This window comes from Novosphingobium sp. AAP93 (assembly GCF_001296055.1).
GTDB lineage: Bacteria > Pseudomonadota > Alphaproteobacteria > Sphingomonadales > Sphingomonadaceae > Novosphingobium.
Window position 1 is genome coordinate 1 of record NZ_LJHZ01000076.1, and the last position, 16849, is coordinate 16849.

The window sequence follows — 16849 nt, forward strand, 5'->3', positions numbered from 1 at the left end:
GGCGGGTGCGCCCAAGCCGCCTGCACCCGCCAAGCCCGCCGTGACGATCGCGGAAAAGCCGACGCCAAAGCCGCAGCCGAAGCCGACTCCAAAGGCTGAGGTAGCAACCGCTCCCAAGCCTGCCGCGCCGCCGGAGCCGCCCAAGCGTCCCGCCGCGGTCGCAGGTCGATACTACGTGCAGATCGGCGCTTTCTCGCAGCGCGGCAATGCCGAAGCGGCGGCGCGCAAGGCAGGCGGGTCGATGGTTCAGGCAGGTTCGCTATGGCGCGTGCGCAGCGGGCCGTTTTCCGCCGGGGATGAGGCAGAGCGCGGACTGGCGAAGGCCCGCGCCGCGGGCTATGCGGGTGCCCGGATCGTGCGCGACTAGAAAGGTCGGCGCGGTCCCGCATCAGCAGAGGACCCGCGCTTGCCATCGAGGACCCTGACCGCCGCCGTTATCGCCGCGCTGGCCGCACTGCCCGTGCATGCGGCAGCGCCTGAAGCACCAGCAGCGCCGCAAGCCGCTTTGGCCATGCCCCAGGTTTCGGCCCCCATCGTGCTGCTGATCGATGTCAACGGCGGCCGCGTGCTGTTCGAACGCCAGTCGCATCGACGCTTCGTCCCCGCCTCGCTCACCAAGATCATGACGAGCTATGTCGCTTTCGAGCTTATCAAAGCGGGTAAGCTCAAGCTCGACCAGCGCTTCACGATGAGCCACGACGCCTTCAAGCAGTGGCACCGCGTGGGCAGCACGATGTTCCTGGCCGATGGCAGCGATACCTCGGTGGCCGAGCTGCTCGAAGGCATTGTCACCGTCTCGGCCAATGATGGCTGCGTGGTGCTGGCGGAAGGCGCGGTTGGCAGCGTCGGTGCGTGGACCGAGCTGATGAACGCCGAGGCAAAAAAACTTGGCCTCAAGGACACGCACTACAACACCGCCAACGGCTGGATGGACGAGGGCAATACCTACGTCTCCGCCGCCGATCTCGCCACCTTGAGCACGGCGCTGATCACGCGGCACCCCGATCTCTATGCCCGCTTCTACGGACACGAGAGGCTGTCGTTTCGCGGCATCGAGCAGCCCAACCACAACCCGCTCTACGGCCATGTGCAAGGCGCGGACGGGGTGAAGACGGGCTTCACCAACGAGGCGGGGTATGGCCTTGTCGGCTCGGCGATCCGGGGCGGGCGGCGACTGATGATGGTCGTCGGCGGCTATGACAACGGCAGGGTCCGCGCGAGAGAGGCGCGCGATTTCATGGAATGGGGCTTTGCGGCTTTCGAAGAGCATCCGCTTTTCGCGGCAGGCGCGAAGATTGGCACTGCCAAAGTGCAGGGCGGCGAGGCGCGCAGCGTCGGGCTCGTCGCGCCACATCCGCTCGCGCTTACACTGCCACGTGGCCAGAATGCACGGTACTCCCTCAGCCTGCGCTACAAGGGTCCGGTGCGCGCGCCGATTGCCAAGGGGGATGAAGTCGCCAGCCTCGTCGTGCGCGTGCCGGGCGAGGGCGAGACGCGCCTGCCGCTGGTGGCAGCGGAGGCGGTGCCGGAGGCAGGCACGCTGGCGCGGCTGCGCAATGGCCTGCTGGCGATGCTGGGGCAATGACGGGCCGCTTCATCGTCTTCGAGGGCGGGGAGGGCGTCGGCAAATCGACCCAGAGCCGTCTGCTGGCCGAGGCGCTCAGGGGAAGGGGGCTCGACGTCGTCACCACCCGCGAGCCGGGCGGAACGTCGGGCGCCGAGGCGATCCGGGCCATGCTGCTCGACAAGGACGGGCCAGGCTGGGGGGCAAGGGCAGAAGCATTGCTGTTTGCGGCGGCGCGGGCCGACCATGTCGAGACCTTGATCCGACCGGCGCTGGCGCGCGGCGCGTGGGTTGTCTGCGACCGCTATCTCGACAGCAGCAGAGCCTATCAGGGGGGCGGCAGCGGACTGGAGGACGCCGACATCCTCACGCTCCACCGGATCGGAAGCGCGGGGCTCCTGCCCGATTGCACGGTACTGTTGACGCTCGATCCCGCCGAGGCGGCCGCCCGGGTGGCGGAGCGCGATGCAGGTGCGATGGATCGGATCGGCGGCCGCGCCGAGGACTACCATGCCCGGGTGGCAGCCGCTTTCCGACGCTTTGCGGAAGCGGAGCCGGAGCGCTTTGCCGTGATCGCCGCAAATGGCGTGCCGGACGAGGTTCATGCGCGCGTGCTGGCAGCGGTGGACAGCCGATGCGGCTGATCGGGCACGAGGAGGCGTGGCGCGTGTGGCGCGCGGCGCAGGCCGGACAGCGCATGCACCACGGCTGGATTCTGGCAGGACGCGAAGGTCTCGGCAAAGCGAGCTTTGCGCGCGCGGCGGCGGCAGAACTGGTTGCCGAACCCGGTGTGCCCCAACCTGCGCCCGAGGTTCATCCCGATATCCACGTACTCGAGCCGCTGCCCAGCAACGAGGACGAGGCCAAGAAGCGCGACGAGGGCAAGGCCTATACGCGCAAGCGCAATATCAGCGTCGACCAGATCCGCGGCGTGCAGCGGCGTCTGGTGACGCGGCCCACATTGGGGGCGCGCCGCGCGGTGATCATCGATGCCGCGGACGACCTTGAAAAAGGCGCCGTCAACGCGCTGCTCAAAAGCCTTGAGGAGCCGCCGGCAGGCACGTTCTTCCTGCTCGTGACGCACCAGATCGGGCGGCTCCTGCCCACCGTGCGCTCGCGCTGCACGGTACTGCGGTTTCATCCGCTGGAGCCGGAGGAGATGGCGCGGGCATTGCGGGAGGCAGCGCCGGAGCTCAGCGGCGGCGCGCTTGAAGCGGCCATCGCGGCGGGAAGCGGCGCGCCCGGTACGGCCCTTGCCTTTGCCGAAATGGACCTCGGCGGCGCGTGGCAGATCATGGCGCGGCTGGTGGCCGAGGGTGATCCGGACCTGGCACTGCGCGGGGAGCTGTCTACATCGCTCGGCATGCGGCCTGATCGCGAGCGTTTGCTGGCAGCTATCGAGGTCGCGCGCCGTGTGCTGGTGGCCGCCATGGCGCGCAGCGACGATGCGGCCCGGTTGCGGATCGTCGAGGCACATGCCGCCTTGGCGGCGCTCGCCGGGCAAGCGCCGACCTACAACTTCGAACCCGCGCTGCTGCTTCTGGAAATCGGCGGCTTGCTGGCATCGGTGGCGCGCACTAGGGAGAACGCGGCCTGAGATCGGCCTCCCATCAGCCAAGGACAATCGCAGCCCATGGGCGAGCCCTATTACATCACGACCGCGATCAGCTATCCCAACGGCAAGCCGCATATCGGCCATGCCTATGAGGCGATTGCCGCCGACGTCATCGCGCGCTTCCAGAAGGCGATGGGCCGCGACGTGCGCTTCCAAACCGGGACCGACGAGCACGGCTTGAAGATGGCCCAGAAGGCGCGCGAACTCGGCATCACGCCCGCCGAGCTGGCTGACGAAATGACCAGTCATTTCATTGCGATGGCTGATGCTCTCAATGTCGATTACGACCTATTCATCCGGACTACCGAACCCCGCCATCATGTCTCCACGCAAGAGCTGTGGCGGCGGATGGAAGCGAACGGTGACCTCTATCTTGACCGCTATGAGGGCTGGTACTCGGTGCGCGACGAGGCCTATTACGACGCGAGCGAACTGATCGACGGGGAAGGGGGAGAGAAGCTCTCCCCGCAGGGCACTCCTGTCGAATGGACGGTTGAGGAAAGCTGGTTCTTCCGCCTCTCGAAATACCAGGAACCGCTGCTGGCGCTGTTCCGCGAGAACGCTGACTTCATCCGCCCGGAAAGCCGCCGCAACGAGATGATCGCGTTCGTCAGCCAGGGGCTGCGCGATCTGTCGGTTTCGCGCACGAGCTTTGACTGGGGCATCAAGGTACCGGGCAGCGACAGTCACGTCATGTACGTGTGGGTCGATGCGCTGACCAACTATATCACCGGCCTCGGTTTCCCAGACGAAACAGGCGATTACGCGAGATACTGGCCTGCCGATCTGCACTTGATCGGCAAGGACATCGTGCGCTTTCACACGATCTACTGGCCGGCGTTCCTGATGAGCGCTGGCCTGCCGGTGCCCAAGCAGGTTTTCGGCCACGGCTTCCTGCTCAACCGGGGGCAGAAGGAATCGAAGTCGCTGGGCAATGTGACCGATCCGCTGGAACTCGCCGAGCGCTTCGGGGTCGATACGCTGCGCTACTTCCTGATACGCGATGTGGTGTTCGGGCAGGACGGATCCTATTCCCCCGAAGCCATCGTCACGCGTTGCAATGCCGAGCTTGCCAACAGTTACGGCAATCTGGTGCAGCGCACACTTTCCATGATTTTCAAGAACATGGACGGTGAATTGGTGAAGTTTGCGAGCGCAGAAGCCGACGACAAGCTGCTTGCGACCGTGTTCGAGGCTTGCCACGACGAACTGCCGCGCGAGTTCGCCGCGCTGAACTTCTCGGCCGGGATCGACGCGTGGATGCGCGCCGTGTTCGCCTGCAACCAGTATGTCGACGAGCAGGCGCCTTGGGCACTGCGCAAGAGCGAACCCGAGCGGATGCGCGCCGTGTTGATGACGCTGTTCATGGCGATCCGCGATCTGACCATTGCGATCCGTCCGGTTGTGCCAACTGCGGCCGACAAGGTGCTGGACCAGCTTGGGATTCCGGGTGACGAGCGCGGCATCACGGCACTGCCCAAGGCGGACTGGTTTCTTGCGCGCGTGGCAACCGGCGAACGGCTCGCCGCGCCGAGCCCGGCATTCCCGCGGCTCGAACTCGCAGAGGACGAGGCCGGCTGATGCTGATCGATTCGCATTGCCACCTCAATTACAAGGGCCTGATCGAAACGCAGGCCGACGTGCTGGCGCGGGCGCGGGCGCGCGGGGTGCAGGGCTTCCTCAATATCTCGACGCGGCAGAGCGAATGGCAAGCCGTGGTTGCCACGGCGCACCGCGAGCCGGACGTCTGGGCCAGCATCGGCATTCACCCGCATGAGGCCGACGCCCACGCCGACCTCGGCGCAGAGGCGCTGCGGCAGGCTGCGGCCGACCACAAAGTGATCGCGATCGGCGAGACTGGGCTCGACTACTACTACGACCATTCGGACCGGCAGGTGCAGCAGGACCTGTTCCGCGTGCATATCGGCGTGGCGCGCGAAACCGGCCTGCCTATCGTGATCCACACGCGCGATGCGGAGGATGACACACTGCGAATTCTTCGCGAGGAAATGGCCAACGGCGCGTTTCCGGCGCTGATCCATTGCTTTACCGCCAGTGCCGAATTCGGTCGCGGGGTGCTCGATCTGGGGCTGACGATCTCGATCTCTGGCATTGTCACGTTCAAGAATGCCAAGGACTTGCAGGCCTTTGCTGCCGAAGTGCCTGATGACCGGCTGCTGGTCGAAACCGATGCACCGTTCCTCGCGCCGGTGCCGCATCGGGGCAAGGTCTGCGAGCCCGCGTTTGTTTCCGACACCTGCGCCTTTGTCGCGAACTTGCGGGGGACAACCGCGGAAGCGCTGGCCGAGCAGACTGGAGCGAACTTCTTCCGCCTGTTCACCAAGGCGTGGGCATGAAGCTCACCGTCCTCGGTTCCGGAACATCGACCGGCGTACCGCGCATCGGCAATGACTGGGGCGATTGCGACCCGGAGGAGCCACGCAATCGGCGGACGCGCGTGGCCATCATGGTGGAAGGCGCCGATGGCGGGCGCATACTGGTCGATACGCCGACGGATCTTCGGCACCAGTTGCTGGCGACAGGTATTGGGCGCATCGATGGTGTCGTGTGGACGCATGACCATGCCGACCATACGCATGGCATCGACGATCTCAGGCCGCTGCGCATGGGCCGCGGTGCGCCGATCCCGGGCTATGCGGCGGACGAGACGGTGCGACGGCTGCGCCAGCGTTTCGGTTATGTCTTTGCCGGGCAACATGGCTATCCGACGATCTGCAATCTCGATAACCTGGACCGTGTGCGGATGGTTGCCGGGATCGGCGTTTCGCATTGCCAGATGCCGCATGGCCCTGCGCAGACGACTGCTTTCCGTTTCGATCAAGATGGCAAATCAATCGGTTATGCGACGGACTTTAGTGCAATTACCGGGGAAATGGTCGCGCTGTTCGACCGTGTTGACGTGCTTGTGGTGGATGCCTTGCGGCGGCAACCGCATCCGACGCATGCGCATCTGGCGATGTCGCTCGAACTGATCGAAGCATGCAGGGCCGGACACGCCGTGCTTACGCATCTCGACAAGAGCATGGATTACCGGACACTCTGCGACGAGACACCGGCGCATGTCGAGCCGGGCTATGATGGCATGGAGATCGAGCTGTGACGCCCGACAAGGTGGTCGCCGTGATCGGGATCGTGATGGCGCTGGTGCTCGTGCTGGCAAACGGCAGGCTGCGCGGGTTGAAGCTTTCGTCGGGCATGATGATGGCGGGGGCGTGGGTGGTTATCATTCTCGCCGTGGCAGTCGCGTTTGCGGGGTTTCGACGCTGACTGGCCCAGGCTTCATTTAACATAATAAATATTATCGAACTCAAGGATCGAGCTGTATGAGCGCTTCACCCGAGGTCTCCCCCGCTGCGCAAGCGCCCGAGGCATCGGGGATTGCGCGGCTGCTCACGATTATGGCGCGGCTGCGTGATCCGGACAGCGGCTGTGAATGGGATGTCGCGCAGACATTCGCGACCATCGCGCCATACACGATCGAGGAATCCTACGAGGTTGCCGACGCGATCGAACGCGAGGACCTTCCTGCGCTGCGAGAGGAACTGGGCGACCTGCTGCTCCAGGTCGTGTTCCATGCGCGGATGGCCGAGGAACTTGGCGCATTCGATTTCGATGCGGTAGCGCAGGCGATTTCGGACAAGATGACCGAGCGGCACCCGCATATCTTCGGAGACGAAGCCGATCAGGGCCAATCGCGCGAAGTGCGCTGGGAGGCACAGAAGGCCGCCGAGCGTGAAGCCAAGGGCGCAACGAGTGCTCTGGACGGCGTCGCGCTGGCGCTCCCCGCGCTGATGCGCGCGGAGAAGCTGCAGAAGCGTGCGGCGCGGGTCGGCTTCGATTGGCCGGATACGGAAGGCCCGCGCGCCAAGGTCATCGAGGAAATCGCGGAGCTGGACGCCGCCGAGACCGAAGCCGAAAAGCTTGATGAAGCGGGCGACCTGCTCTTCGCGGCGGTCAATCTGGTGCGCCGTTATGGCATTGCGCCGGAAGATGCGCTGCGCCACGGCAACGCCAAGTTCGAGCGGCGGTTTCGGGCCATGGAAGCGCTAGCAGGTGACGACTTTCCGAAGCTCTCGCTCGACGAGCAGGAAGCGCTCTGGCAACAGGTCAAGACCGCCGAGCGCTGATTACATACGAGAGTAACGCCCGAGTTCGCGAGGCGTAAGCCGGACCGTGAGGCGCTGCACAGGCGCTCCCGCCGCGTCGGTCCCTGCGGTTTCCGACAGGACTTCACCGTGGGCATGGAGCCAGGCGAGTTTGTGCCCTTCGCTCATCGGCAGCGCGAGTTCGAGCACTTGCGCCCCGCCCGTCAGCAAGTCGCTCAAAAGTGTGACGAGATCGTCGACACCCTCGCCAGTCTGCGCCGAAATCGGGACAACCCTGCGGTCTGGCACGCCGGCAGCGATCAGGTCGCGGCGCATCGCGCGGTCTTCTTCCGGGAGCAAGTCCCACTTGTTCCACGCTTCGATGATGGGGACGAGGCTGCCGCCCTCCCCGATCACCCCGAGATCTGCGAGAATCTCCTCGACCTCGATCTTCTGCGCCGAGGTCGCGGGATTGGCGATATCGCGCACGTGGACAATGACATCAGCCGCCGTGACTTCTTCCAGAGTCGCGCGGAAGGCGGCGACAAGCTGGGTGGGCAATTCGGAGATGAACCCTACCGTGTCCGACAGGATCGCCTTGTCGAGCCCCGGCAGACGGATCGCGCGCATCGTCGGGTCGAGCGTGGCGAATAACAGGTCCTGCGCCATCACGTCGGCACCGGTCATCCGGTTGAACAGTGTGGATTTTCCTGCGTTGGTATAGCCGACCAGTGCGATCACCGGCCAAGGTGCGCGCTGGCGCCGTTCGCGGTGGAGGCTGCGGGTGCGGCGGACTTGCTCGAGTTCGCGGCGGATGCGCGCCATGCGGCCGCGGATCAGGCGGCGGTCGGCCTCGATCTGCGTTTCGCCGGGGCCGCCGAGGAAGCCGAAGCCGCCCCGCTGGCGTTCAAGGTGGGTCCAGCTGCGCACGAGGCGACCGGCCTGGTAATCGAGGTGCGCGAGTTCGACCTGCAGGCGGCCCTCCGCCGTCGCGGCGCGCTCGCCGAAGATTTCGAGGATCAGCCCGGTTCGGTCGATCACCTTGCGCTCGAGCTTGTCCTCGAGATTGCGCTGCTGGATCGCGGACAGTGCACCATCGACAATGACGAGTTCGGCATCGGACTGGTTGATCGCCACGCCGATTTTCTGCACCTGCCCTTCGCCGAACAGGGTGGCGGGGCGGACGTTGCGAATGGGGAGCGCAAAGGCGTCAACGACGTCAATACCGATGGCGCGTGCGAGGCCCTGCCCTTCTTCCAGTCGGGAATCGGCATCAAGCCCCCCCTTCTGGCGCAAGTCGGGGAGCACGACGACGGCTCGGGCGCCGCGCGTGACTTCCCCGACAAGCTCGGTCTCACGGCCGAATTCGAATTGGCTCATTCAGATTCGGCCTTGGGTTTCAATCAGTTCGCCTCGCCGTCCCATTCACCGGACAGGTCGACGTGACCGGCAGGCTGGATGGTCGAGACGGCATGCTTGTAGGCGAGTTGCACATAGCCCTCGCGTTCCAGCAGCATGCAGAACAGATCGTAGGCTGCGACGCGGCCCTGCAGCATTACGCCGTTCACCAGGAACATCGTCACCTGTACGCCGGCATCGCGGACGCTGGAGAGGAACACGTCCTGCAGCAGGCGCTTCTTGGAGGAATCGTCGTTGCTGGGCGCGAAATGGGCCGCCGCGAGCTGCTGGCCGGGCATGATCGTCGAGATCGCATGCTTGTAGACCAGCTGCGACTGGCCGTCGCGCCGGAGGAGGATCGAGAAGTTGTCGAACCAGGTGACAATGCCCTGCAGCTTGACGCCCTTCACCAGGAACATCGTGACAGGGATCTTGTTCTTGCGGAGGAAGTTCAGGAACACGTCCTGAAGGTTCTGCCCCTTCCCTGCAACGAGCGCCACCGGTGGTGGTGCGGCGGCTTCCTCTGCGGGAGTTGGTTCAACCTTGGTGCGCGGGCGCGCGGAGAGGGTTCTACCGTTCATTTTGAGGTGTTTTCCTTTCGTTTTTTGGTGCCCGATTTCCTCGCGGAAGGCAGACACGATCTGGCAGGGCCCGCACTCACCCTTTTCTTCAACGGCCCAAGGCCGAATCTGATCTAGGTTTCGCGCGGCGCCACAGCCGGTCAGCGGGCATGATCCTAAGTTAGGATCGCAGCTTCGTACAGGGGCAAAATAGGTTAAGCGCCCAGTTACGTAACGAATTGGCGCTCAGTCCAGCTCTTCGTCCTCCCGCCGCTCGGCCATGCCAAGGAGCTTGAGCTTGCGGTGCAGCGCCGAGCGCTCCATGCCGATAAAGCTCGCGGTCTTCGAGATATTGCCGGAGAAGCGGCGGATCTGGACCTTGAGGTACTCGCGCTCGAAGTTCTCCCGTGCCTCACGCAGCGGCACGCCCATCAGCGCCGACGTACTGGTATCGCCGCCGAGCCGTGTGGTGACGATTTCGGCCGGCAGCATGTCCGCATCGATCCGGGTCAGCCGTTCGCGCGGGGCGAGGATGATCGTGCGTTCGACCACGTTGCGCAGCTGGCGGACGTTGCCCGGCCAATCGTAGCTCTGCATCGCCGCTATCGCTTCGGGCGAGATCGCAGGCGGCTGCACGCCCTGCTCGTTGGCATAGCGCGAGAAGAAGTGGTCGGCGAGCGCCGGGATGTCCTCGCGCCGCTCGATCAGCGAGGGGATCGAGACCGGCACGACGTTGAGCCGATAGTACAAGTCCTCACGAAACCGCCGCTCGGCGATTTCCTTCTCCAGCGGACGCGAGGTGGAAGAGACGACCCGCACATCCACGCGGATCTGGCGGTGGCCACCGACGCGCACGAACGACTGCTCCGTCAGCACACGCAGGATCCGGGCCTGGCTGGAGGCGGGCATCTCGGCGACTTCGTCGAGGAACAGCGTGCCGCCGTCGGCCATCTCGAGCAGCCCTGCCCGCACCAGCTTGCCGTCGATCTCCTCGCCGAACAGCTCCTGCTCGAAGCGTTCGGGAGTGATGCGCGCGGAATTGACGGTGACGAAGGCGTGGTCGGCACGCGGGCTCCACGAATGAAGCAGCCGCGCGGCGACTTCCTTGCCCGAACCGGCAGGACCGGTGATGAGGAGGCGGCTGCCGGTATTGGCGACGCGCTTCAGGGTCGCGCGCACGGCATTGATCGCGCTCGAATTGCCAGTGAAGCCGTCGGCCATCGAGAGACCCTGCCTGAGGCGCGCATTCTCGCGGCGCAGGCGTTCTGTGGCGGTCGCGCGCTCGACAAGGAGCAGCAGGCGCTCGGCCTCGAACGGCTTTTCGAGGAAGTCCATCGCGCCGCGGCCGATGGCGGAGACGGCGGTATCGATATTGCCATGACCCGAGAAGATGATGACCGGCAATTCCGGCTCGCGCTTCTTGATCTCGTCAAGCACTTCGAGGCCGTCCATCGGGCTGCCGTGGAGCCAGACGTCAAGGAGAACGAGGCTCGGCCGCCGCTCGTCGACTGCTGCCAGCGCCGCGGTGCTGTCGGCCGCCGTGCGGCAGCCATAGCCTTCGTCGCTGAGCACGCCGGCGACAAGCTCGCGGATATCGCGTTCGTCGTCCACGATGAGGATGTCGAGTGCCATTGGTCGGGTGGTCCTGAGGGTCTGATCTAGCTGTTGGCGGGAACCGTGGGCGTATCGGCGGGAACTTCGGCGGCCATCGGATTGCGCGCGAGGCGCAAGATCACCGAAGTGCCACCGGCTTCATTGGCAGCAAACGCCATGGCGCCGCCGTGTTCCTCGACGATCTTGTTGACGATGGCGAGGCCGAGCCCGGTGCCCTTCTCGCGCGTCGTCATGTAGGGTTCGAGAATGCGGTCGCGCTCTGCCGGCAGGCCGACGCCGTTGTCGGCCACGGTCACGGTGACGGCATGACGGTCTGCGACAAGGCTCACCGCGATCCGGCCGCGATAGGCGATGTCCTCGGCCTTGGCGCGCTGCTCGATCGCTTCGATGGCGTTCTTGAGCACGTTGGTCATGGCCTGACCGATCTGGTGGCGGTCCGCCTCAACGGGAACCTGCGCCTCGCCATCAAAGGTGAAGGTGATGTCGCTGTGTGCCACTTCCTGCAGGAACAGGGCCTGGCGGACGAGGTCGCTGGCATCTTCCTGACGGAACACCGGCTTGGGCAGGCGAGCGAATGAGGAAAACTCGTCGACCATCTGCCTGAGATCGCCGACCTGTCGGATGATCGTCGCTGTCAGTTCCTCGAACAGTTCCGGGTCGGTTTCGATCTGGCGGCGATAACGGCGCTTGAGGCGCTCCGTCGCGAGCTGGATCGGGGTCAGCGGGTTCTTGATCTCGTGCGCGATGCGGCGCGCGACGTCGGACCAGGCCGCGCGGCGCTGGTCGAGCAGCTGGCGGGTGATGTCCTCGAAGGTGATCACGTGGCCGTTGCGGTCCGCGGTGACCTTGACCGCAAGCGTCAACAGATCGCCGCCTTGCGCATAGTGGACCACGCCGCTGCGCTCGCCGCCCGCGACGAACTGCGCCAGCTGCGGGGCGACGTCCGCCAGCGGCGCACCGACCGGATCGCGTGCGACATCGTCTTCACGCGCGGGATAGAGCAGCGCCTGCGCCGAACTGTTCATGAGGCGGATACTGCCTTCGCGGTCTACCGAGACGATCCCGGCGGTGATCGATTCCAGCACGGCTTCGATGAACGCGCGGCGAACCGCAAGTTGGGCGTTCGCGCTGACTAGGGCCTGCGTCTGTGCTTCGAGCTGCGCGGTCATGCGGTTGAACGCGCGGGCAAGCAGGCCGACCTCGTCGGTCCCGTTGCCGGGCTGCACGCGCATCGCGAAGTTGCCGCTGCCGACGTTGCGCGCCGCCGAGACCAGCTCGACCAGCGGGGCGACTTGCCGGTCGGCAAAGCGCAGCGCGACCCAGACTGCCAGCGCGACCAGCATGAGGCTGATCACCAGCAGTGCGATATTGAAGCGCAGCTGCAGCGCGCGGGCGCGGCGGGTGAGGAAGTCATAAGCCTTGAGCACGCTCTGCGCGCGCTGCCACTGATTGAGCGCCAGAGCATCGGAATTGCGGGCGACGTAGAGGTAGATGCCGCGCTGGCGGTCGACCGGGGTGACGGCTTCGATCCGGGCGGCCGACGCGGTCACGACGACAGGCTCGCCGCCGTCAAGCCGCGCCAGCTCGGCCGGGGTCACGCGTTCGCGCTGTTCGCTGCGGGCGGGATCGACGATGGCGGCCGTGCGCAAGGTCCCGTCCGGGCCACGCTCGATCAGGGCGGATTCGTTGAGCTTGCGGTTGATGACCTGCCACGAATAACCCTCGGCGAAGTCCTGGCTGGTGATCGGCGCCTGCCCGAGGTAGTCGCGCAAGTCGCCGGCCATGGCGACACTTTCGTTGCCGACATCGCGCAACTTGTCTGCATAGTACCCGCGCGCGAGGCTGTTGGCGTTCTCCAGCATGCCGCGCGAGTTGTCGGAAAACCAGAACTCGACGCCGGACTGGAACAGCAGCGAGGCGAACACCACCACCAGCAGGGTCGGGATCGCCGCGATCAGCGAGAACAGCCACACGAGCCGCACGTGAAGCCGGCCGCTGCTGCCCAGCACGCTGCGCGCCGCGCGACGCAAAGCCAGACGGCGACCGATCAGGACGATCAGCGCCATCGCCGGAACAAGCGTGCCGATCAGCAAACTGGCAGTGAGGCGCGAAGGCAGCAGCTGGTTGGTATTGCCGCTCGTCGAAAGCGCCATCCAGGTGACCGACACCATCAGCGCAAGCGCCATGACCGCGGTCATTTCCAGCAGCAGGAATACGTTGGCGCGGCGCATGGTCACCAGCAGGCGGCGATACCACCTGGGAGAGCGCCGCATGCCGCGTTTGCCAGCCTGAACCATCGTTGCTGATCTACAACACTGCTGTTGCAGGAATGCAAGCCGATTCGACGAAAGGGCAACTACGTGCGGCAGACAACATGGGCGCCTGGAGTGACGTCAGCCTCTCGATCCGGCCTCATCAGGATCGATGGCCAGTTCCGAGAGCCGCTTGCGCAATGTGTTGCGGTTGATCCCGAGCAGACGCGCGGCGCGCAGCTGGTTGCCACCGGTGACGGCCAGCGCGTGGAGAAACAGCGGGCGCTCGAAAGCAGCGAGTGCGGCGCTGTAGAGTTCGCCTTCGCCCGGCTGCTCTTCGGCGAGCCAGCTTGAAAGCGCCTCGGCAAAATCGGCTGCGGGAACCGGAGCGGCGAGGCCGGGATGCGGCTGCGCACGGTCCTGCGCCAGCAGCGGTTCGATGGCGGCGGCGTCGATCACCTCGTCGCGGGCGAGGAGTGCGAGGCGGTAGACGAAATTGCGCAGTTCGCGCACGTTGCCGCGCCATGGCTGACGGGAGAGCAGCGCTGCGCCGGCCGCAGTGAGCTGGCGGCGCGGGAGCCCCTCACCCGCCGCGCGGACCAGGAAATGGCGGGCCAGCGCCTCGATGTCGTCCGACCGCTCGCGCAAGGGGGGCAGCGAGATCGGCACGACGGCGAGGCGGTAGTAGAGGTCCTCGCGGAACGTGCCCGCCGCGATCATGGGCTCAAGATCGCGGTTTGTCGCGGCGACGATGCGGCAGTCGAGGGTGATCTCCTCGGTCCCGCCGACGCGGCGGATGCGGCCCGATTGCAGCGCTCGCAGCAGCCGGGTCTGCGCTTCCAGCGGCATGTCGCCGATTTCGTCGAGGAACAAAGTACCGCTCCGCGCCTGCTCGAACTTGCCGATGCGGCGGGTGACGGCGCCGGTGAAAGCCCCCTTCTCGTGGCCGAACAGCTCGCTTTCGATGAGATCGCCGGGGATCGCCGCCGTGTTGACCGCGATGAACGGCCCCGCGCTGCGCTTGCCCAGCTGGTGGATCGCCTCGGCCACCAGTTCCTTGCCGGTGCCGGATTCGCCGAGGATCAGCACCGTCAGGTCGTTGCGCAGCACGCGCGTGATCATACGGTAGACCGTCTGCATGGCCTGGCTGCGGCCAACCAGTGGCAGCCCCGGCGCAACGTCATCGGCCACATCGTCGAGCCCTGCGCTCTCGCTGGAGCCGATCGCCTGCTGCACGGTGCGCACCAGTTCATCTAGATCGAAGGGCTTGGGGAAATACTCGAAGGCGCCGGTATCGCTTGCCCGCACGGCGGTATCGAGCGTGTTCTGCGCCGAGAGGATGATCACCGGCATATGCGGCGCCGCCTCGCGGACGCGCCCCAGCGTTTCCATGCCGTCGCCATCGGTGAGAACGACGTCGGTCAGCATCAGGCCGAACTGTTTCTCCGCCAGCACGGCATCGCGATCTGCAATCGAAGCGCAGCGCGTGACGTCATACCCTTCGGCCTCGAGTGCGGCAGTGATGACGAGCGCGATGGAGGCATCGTCCTCGACGAGCAGGATGCGGCGTTTCATAGCTTTGAGCTTCCGGCGACGGGCAAGTGCAGGCGAAAATGCGTCCACCCGCGGACTTCATCGCGGTCGTGCGTCACACGGCCATTCATCTCGCGCACCAGTTTCTGGACGAGCGCAAGGCCGAGGCCCTGCCCGTTCTTCTTCGCCGTCACGAAGGGATCGAAGATGTGGTCGCGGAGCGCCGGATCGATGCCGGGGCCGTTGTCGCTCACGCGAAGCTCGATCGGCAGGCGCAGCGGCTTGCCGCCCGGCCCGGCGTGGAGCTGGATGCCGCTGGCAAAGCGGGTGCGCACGGCAATGCGCGGCTCGCGCGCCGCTTCGCAGGCCTCGCGCGCATTTGTGAACAGGTTGAGCAAGACCTGCACCAGCGCATCGGGATTGGCCATGACCGGCGGGAGCGAGGGATCAAACTCTTCCTCGACCACGAACCCGCCATGCCCCGCCGCCACGACCGCCTGTGCGCGCCGCACGGCTTCGTGCAGATTGCAGGGGCTGTCGGGCTCGCGGCCCCGGCGGGAAAGCGACTGCATCTGGTCGACCAGCTTGGCAATGCGGTCGACTTCGCCGGTGATCAGGTCGGTCAGCGCGCGCTCCGCATTACCCACTTTGCGGCCGAGCAATTGGGCGGCGCCGCGAATGCCGGCGAGCGGGTTCTTGATCTCGTGCGCGAGGACTTCGGGCGCGCGCAGCGGCGTGCCCTCCCCTGCCCCGGCGCCGCCACCGTCGCCAGACAGCGCCTCCACCCCGACACCTTCGCTCAGCGCCAGCAGTTGCCAGCCCGGGCAATAGGCGACCGGCGAGGTCATGACGTCGATCCGGCGCGCGGGCGCACCGAGGATGCGGACAAGCGAGTCGCGCGCCAGCAACTGTGCTTCGCCTTCCGCAAGACGGCGCAGGATCAGCGGCTCCTCGAAGACGAAGACATCCTCGACCGCTTTGCCGACCAGCCTGCGGGCACCTTGTCCGGCCAGTTGCTCGGCGGCAGGATTGGCAGCGGCGATGGTCAGATCCGGTGCCAACGTGAACACCGCCATGGGCAGGCTGGCGACGATGCGCTTGGGATCGGGCCGTCCGTCGCCGGTCTTGCGCCAGTCACCGGGACCGCTCATGCAGCCGCGCGGATTGCGGGGGCTGCCCCAATGGCTGCGATCGCGCGGCTATAGAATTCGGCAAGCGAGGCGAGCACCACCTTGGGATCGTCGATGAAGTTCACGCGGTTGCGGAACTCGGCCGATCCGGGCAGACCCTTGGTGTACCAGCCCAAATGCTTGCGCGCCATGTTGACGCCGGTCACTGTGCCATAATGCTCGAGCATTGCGTGGTAATGCTCTGTGATAAGGGCATATTGCTCGGCAATCGACGGCTCGGAGCGCTCCTCGCCGGTGTCGAGCCAGTGCATGACCTGGCCGAGCAGCCACGGCTTGCCGTAGGCGCCGCGCCCGATCATCAGGCCGTCCGCGCCGCTTTGCTCGATGGCCTTGGCCGCATCGTCGATCCCGCAGATATCGCCATTAACGATGACCGGGATCGAGACCGCGTCCTTCACACGGCGCACGAAGGCCCAGTCCGCCGAGCCCTTGTACATCTGGTTGCGGGTGCGGCCGTGGACCGTGATCATCTGCGCGCCGAGGTCCTGCGCGATGCGGGCAAGTTCGGGAGCATTCAGACTGTCATGGCACCAGCCCATGCGCATCTTGACCGTGACCGGCACCTTTACCGCCTTCACCGTCGCCTCGATCAGCGCCGTTGCGAGCGGGATGTCGCGCATCAGCGCGGAGCCGCAATCGCCGCTGACGATCTTGCGCACCGGGCAGCCCATGTTAATGTCGATGATCGCGGCGCCCTTGTCCTCGGAAATGCGGGCGGCTTCGGCCATCTGCGCCGGCTCGTTGCCCATCAGCTGCATCGAGACGGGCTCTTCGGTCGGATGCCATGCCGCCTTCTGGATCGACTGGCGCGTCTCGCGGATCGCGGCGGGGCTGGCGATCATCTCGGTCACGTTGAGACCTGAGCCGAAGCGGCGGACCATCGTGCGGAACGGCAGGTCCGAGACGCCCGTCATCGGCGCGAGCACCACGGGCTGCGCGATGCGCACGGGGCCGACCATGATCGGCGGGAGCTGCGGCGGGGCGGGAAGTTCACGCATAAGAGGCTGCCTAAAAAAG

At 65.8% G+C, this 16849-nt stretch carries 16 protein-coding genes; 9 read left to right on the forward strand and 7 right to left on the reverse strand.

What is annotated here, in order from left to right; all coding sequences use genetic code 11:
- From IP83_RS12190 to mazG, 9 genes are all read left to right on the forward strand, one after another.
- Positions 1 to 367, forward strand: a 367-nt coding sequence (locus IP83_RS12190) for an SPOR domain-containing protein (protein WP_197274354.1), incomplete at its 5' end; no start/stop codon positions are given.
- A gap of 39 nt (positions 368 to 406) precedes the next feature.
- On the forward strand, positions 407 to 1585 hold the full coding sequence (locus tag IP83_RS12195; RefSeq protein ID WP_231625026.1) for a D-alanyl-D-alanine carboxypeptidase family protein: 1179 nt from the start codon (positions 407 to 409) through the stop codon (positions 1583 to 1585).
- Positions 1582 to 2208 (forward strand): dTMP kinase, encoded by a 627-nt coding sequence (tmk, locus tag IP83_RS12200; RefSeq protein ID WP_054122500.1) that lies wholly within the window; start codon positions 1582 to 1584, stop codon positions 2206 to 2208. Before IP83_RS12195 ends, tmk begins: the two co-directional genes overlap by 4 nt.
- Positions 2199 to 3161 carry a DNA polymerase III subunit delta' gene (locus IP83_RS12205; protein WP_054122501.1) on the forward strand — a complete coding sequence of 321 codons (963 nt, stop codon included), beginning with the start codon at positions 2199 to 2201 and terminating at the stop codon, positions 3159 to 3161. Before tmk ends, IP83_RS12205 begins: the two co-directional genes overlap by 10 nt.
- Before the next feature lie 36 nt (positions 3162 to 3197).
- Complete coding sequence (metG, locus tag IP83_RS12210) at positions 3198 to 4760, forward strand: methionine--tRNA ligase (protein WP_054122502.1); 1563 nt, start codon at positions 3198 to 3200, stop codon at positions 4758 to 4760.
- The gene (locus IP83_RS12215; RefSeq protein WP_054122503.1) at positions 4760 to 5536 is read left to right on the forward strand and encodes a TatD family hydrolase; all 777 of its coding nucleotides are present in this window, start codon (positions 4760 to 4762) and stop codon (positions 5534 to 5536) included. The genes metG and IP83_RS12215 overlap by 1 nt, the downstream gene beginning before the upstream one ends.
- The gene (locus IP83_RS12220; protein ID WP_054122504.1) at positions 5533 to 6300 is read left to right on the forward strand and encodes an MBL fold metallo-hydrolase; all 768 of its coding nucleotides are present in this window, start codon (positions 5533 to 5535) and stop codon (positions 6298 to 6300) included. Before IP83_RS12215 ends, IP83_RS12220 begins: the two co-directional genes overlap by 4 nt.
- A complete protein-coding gene (locus tag IP83_RS20260) occupies positions 6297 to 6467 on the forward strand; it encodes a hypothetical protein (protein WP_156309696.1) in 171 nt (56 codons plus the stop codon). Before IP83_RS12220 ends, IP83_RS20260 begins: the two co-directional genes overlap by 4 nt.
- 56 nt (positions 6468 to 6523) lie before the next feature.
- The gene (gene mazG / locus IP83_RS12225) at positions 6524 to 7327 is read left to right on the forward strand and encodes a nucleoside triphosphate pyrophosphohydrolase (protein ID WP_054122505.1); all 804 of its coding nucleotides are present in this window, start codon (positions 6524 to 6526) and stop codon (positions 7325 to 7327) included.
- On the opposite strand, the gene hflX is transcribed toward mazG, so the two are convergent.
- From hflX to dusB, 7 genes are all read right to left on the reverse strand, one after another.
- Positions 7328 to 8665, reverse strand: coding sequence for a GTPase HflX (hflX, locus tag IP83_RS12230; RefSeq protein ID WP_054122506.1), 1338 nt, complete (start codon positions 8663 to 8665; stop codon positions 7328 to 7330).
- 23 nt (positions 8666 to 8688) lie between these two features.
- Entirely contained in the window at positions 8689 to 9264 is a 576-nt protein-coding gene (gene hfq / locus IP83_RS12235; protein WP_082364670.1) for an RNA chaperone Hfq, read from the reverse strand.
- A gap of 225 nt (positions 9265 to 9489) precedes the next feature.
- A complete protein-coding gene (locus IP83_RS12240; RefSeq protein WP_054122507.1) occupies positions 9490 to 10875 on the reverse strand; it encodes a sigma-54 dependent transcriptional regulator in 1386 nt (461 codons plus the stop codon).
- 26 nt (positions 10876 to 10901) lie between these two features.
- Complete coding sequence (locus IP83_RS12245; RefSeq protein WP_231625030.1) at positions 10902 to 13088, reverse strand: ATP-binding protein; 2187 nt, start codon at positions 13086 to 13088, stop codon at positions 10902 to 10904.
- Positions 13089 to 13250: 162 nt separating this feature from the next.
- Positions 13251 to 14684, reverse strand: a complete 1434-nt coding sequence (locus IP83_RS12250; protein ID WP_054122509.1) for a sigma-54 dependent transcriptional regulator — start codon at positions 14682 to 14684, stop codon at positions 13251 to 13253.
- Positions 14681 to 15793, reverse strand: a complete 1113-nt coding sequence (locus IP83_RS12255; protein ID WP_054122510.1) for a nitrogen regulation protein NR(II) — start codon at positions 15791 to 15793, stop codon at positions 14681 to 14683. Before IP83_RS12255 ends, IP83_RS12250 begins: the two co-directional genes overlap by 4 nt.
- Positions 15790 to 16830, reverse strand: coding sequence for a tRNA dihydrouridine synthase DusB (dusB, locus tag IP83_RS12260; RefSeq protein WP_054122511.1), 1041 nt, complete (start codon positions 16828 to 16830; stop codon positions 15790 to 15792). Before dusB ends, IP83_RS12255 begins: the two co-directional genes overlap by 4 nt.
- Between the last annotated feature and the right edge of the window lie 19 nt (positions 16831 to 16849).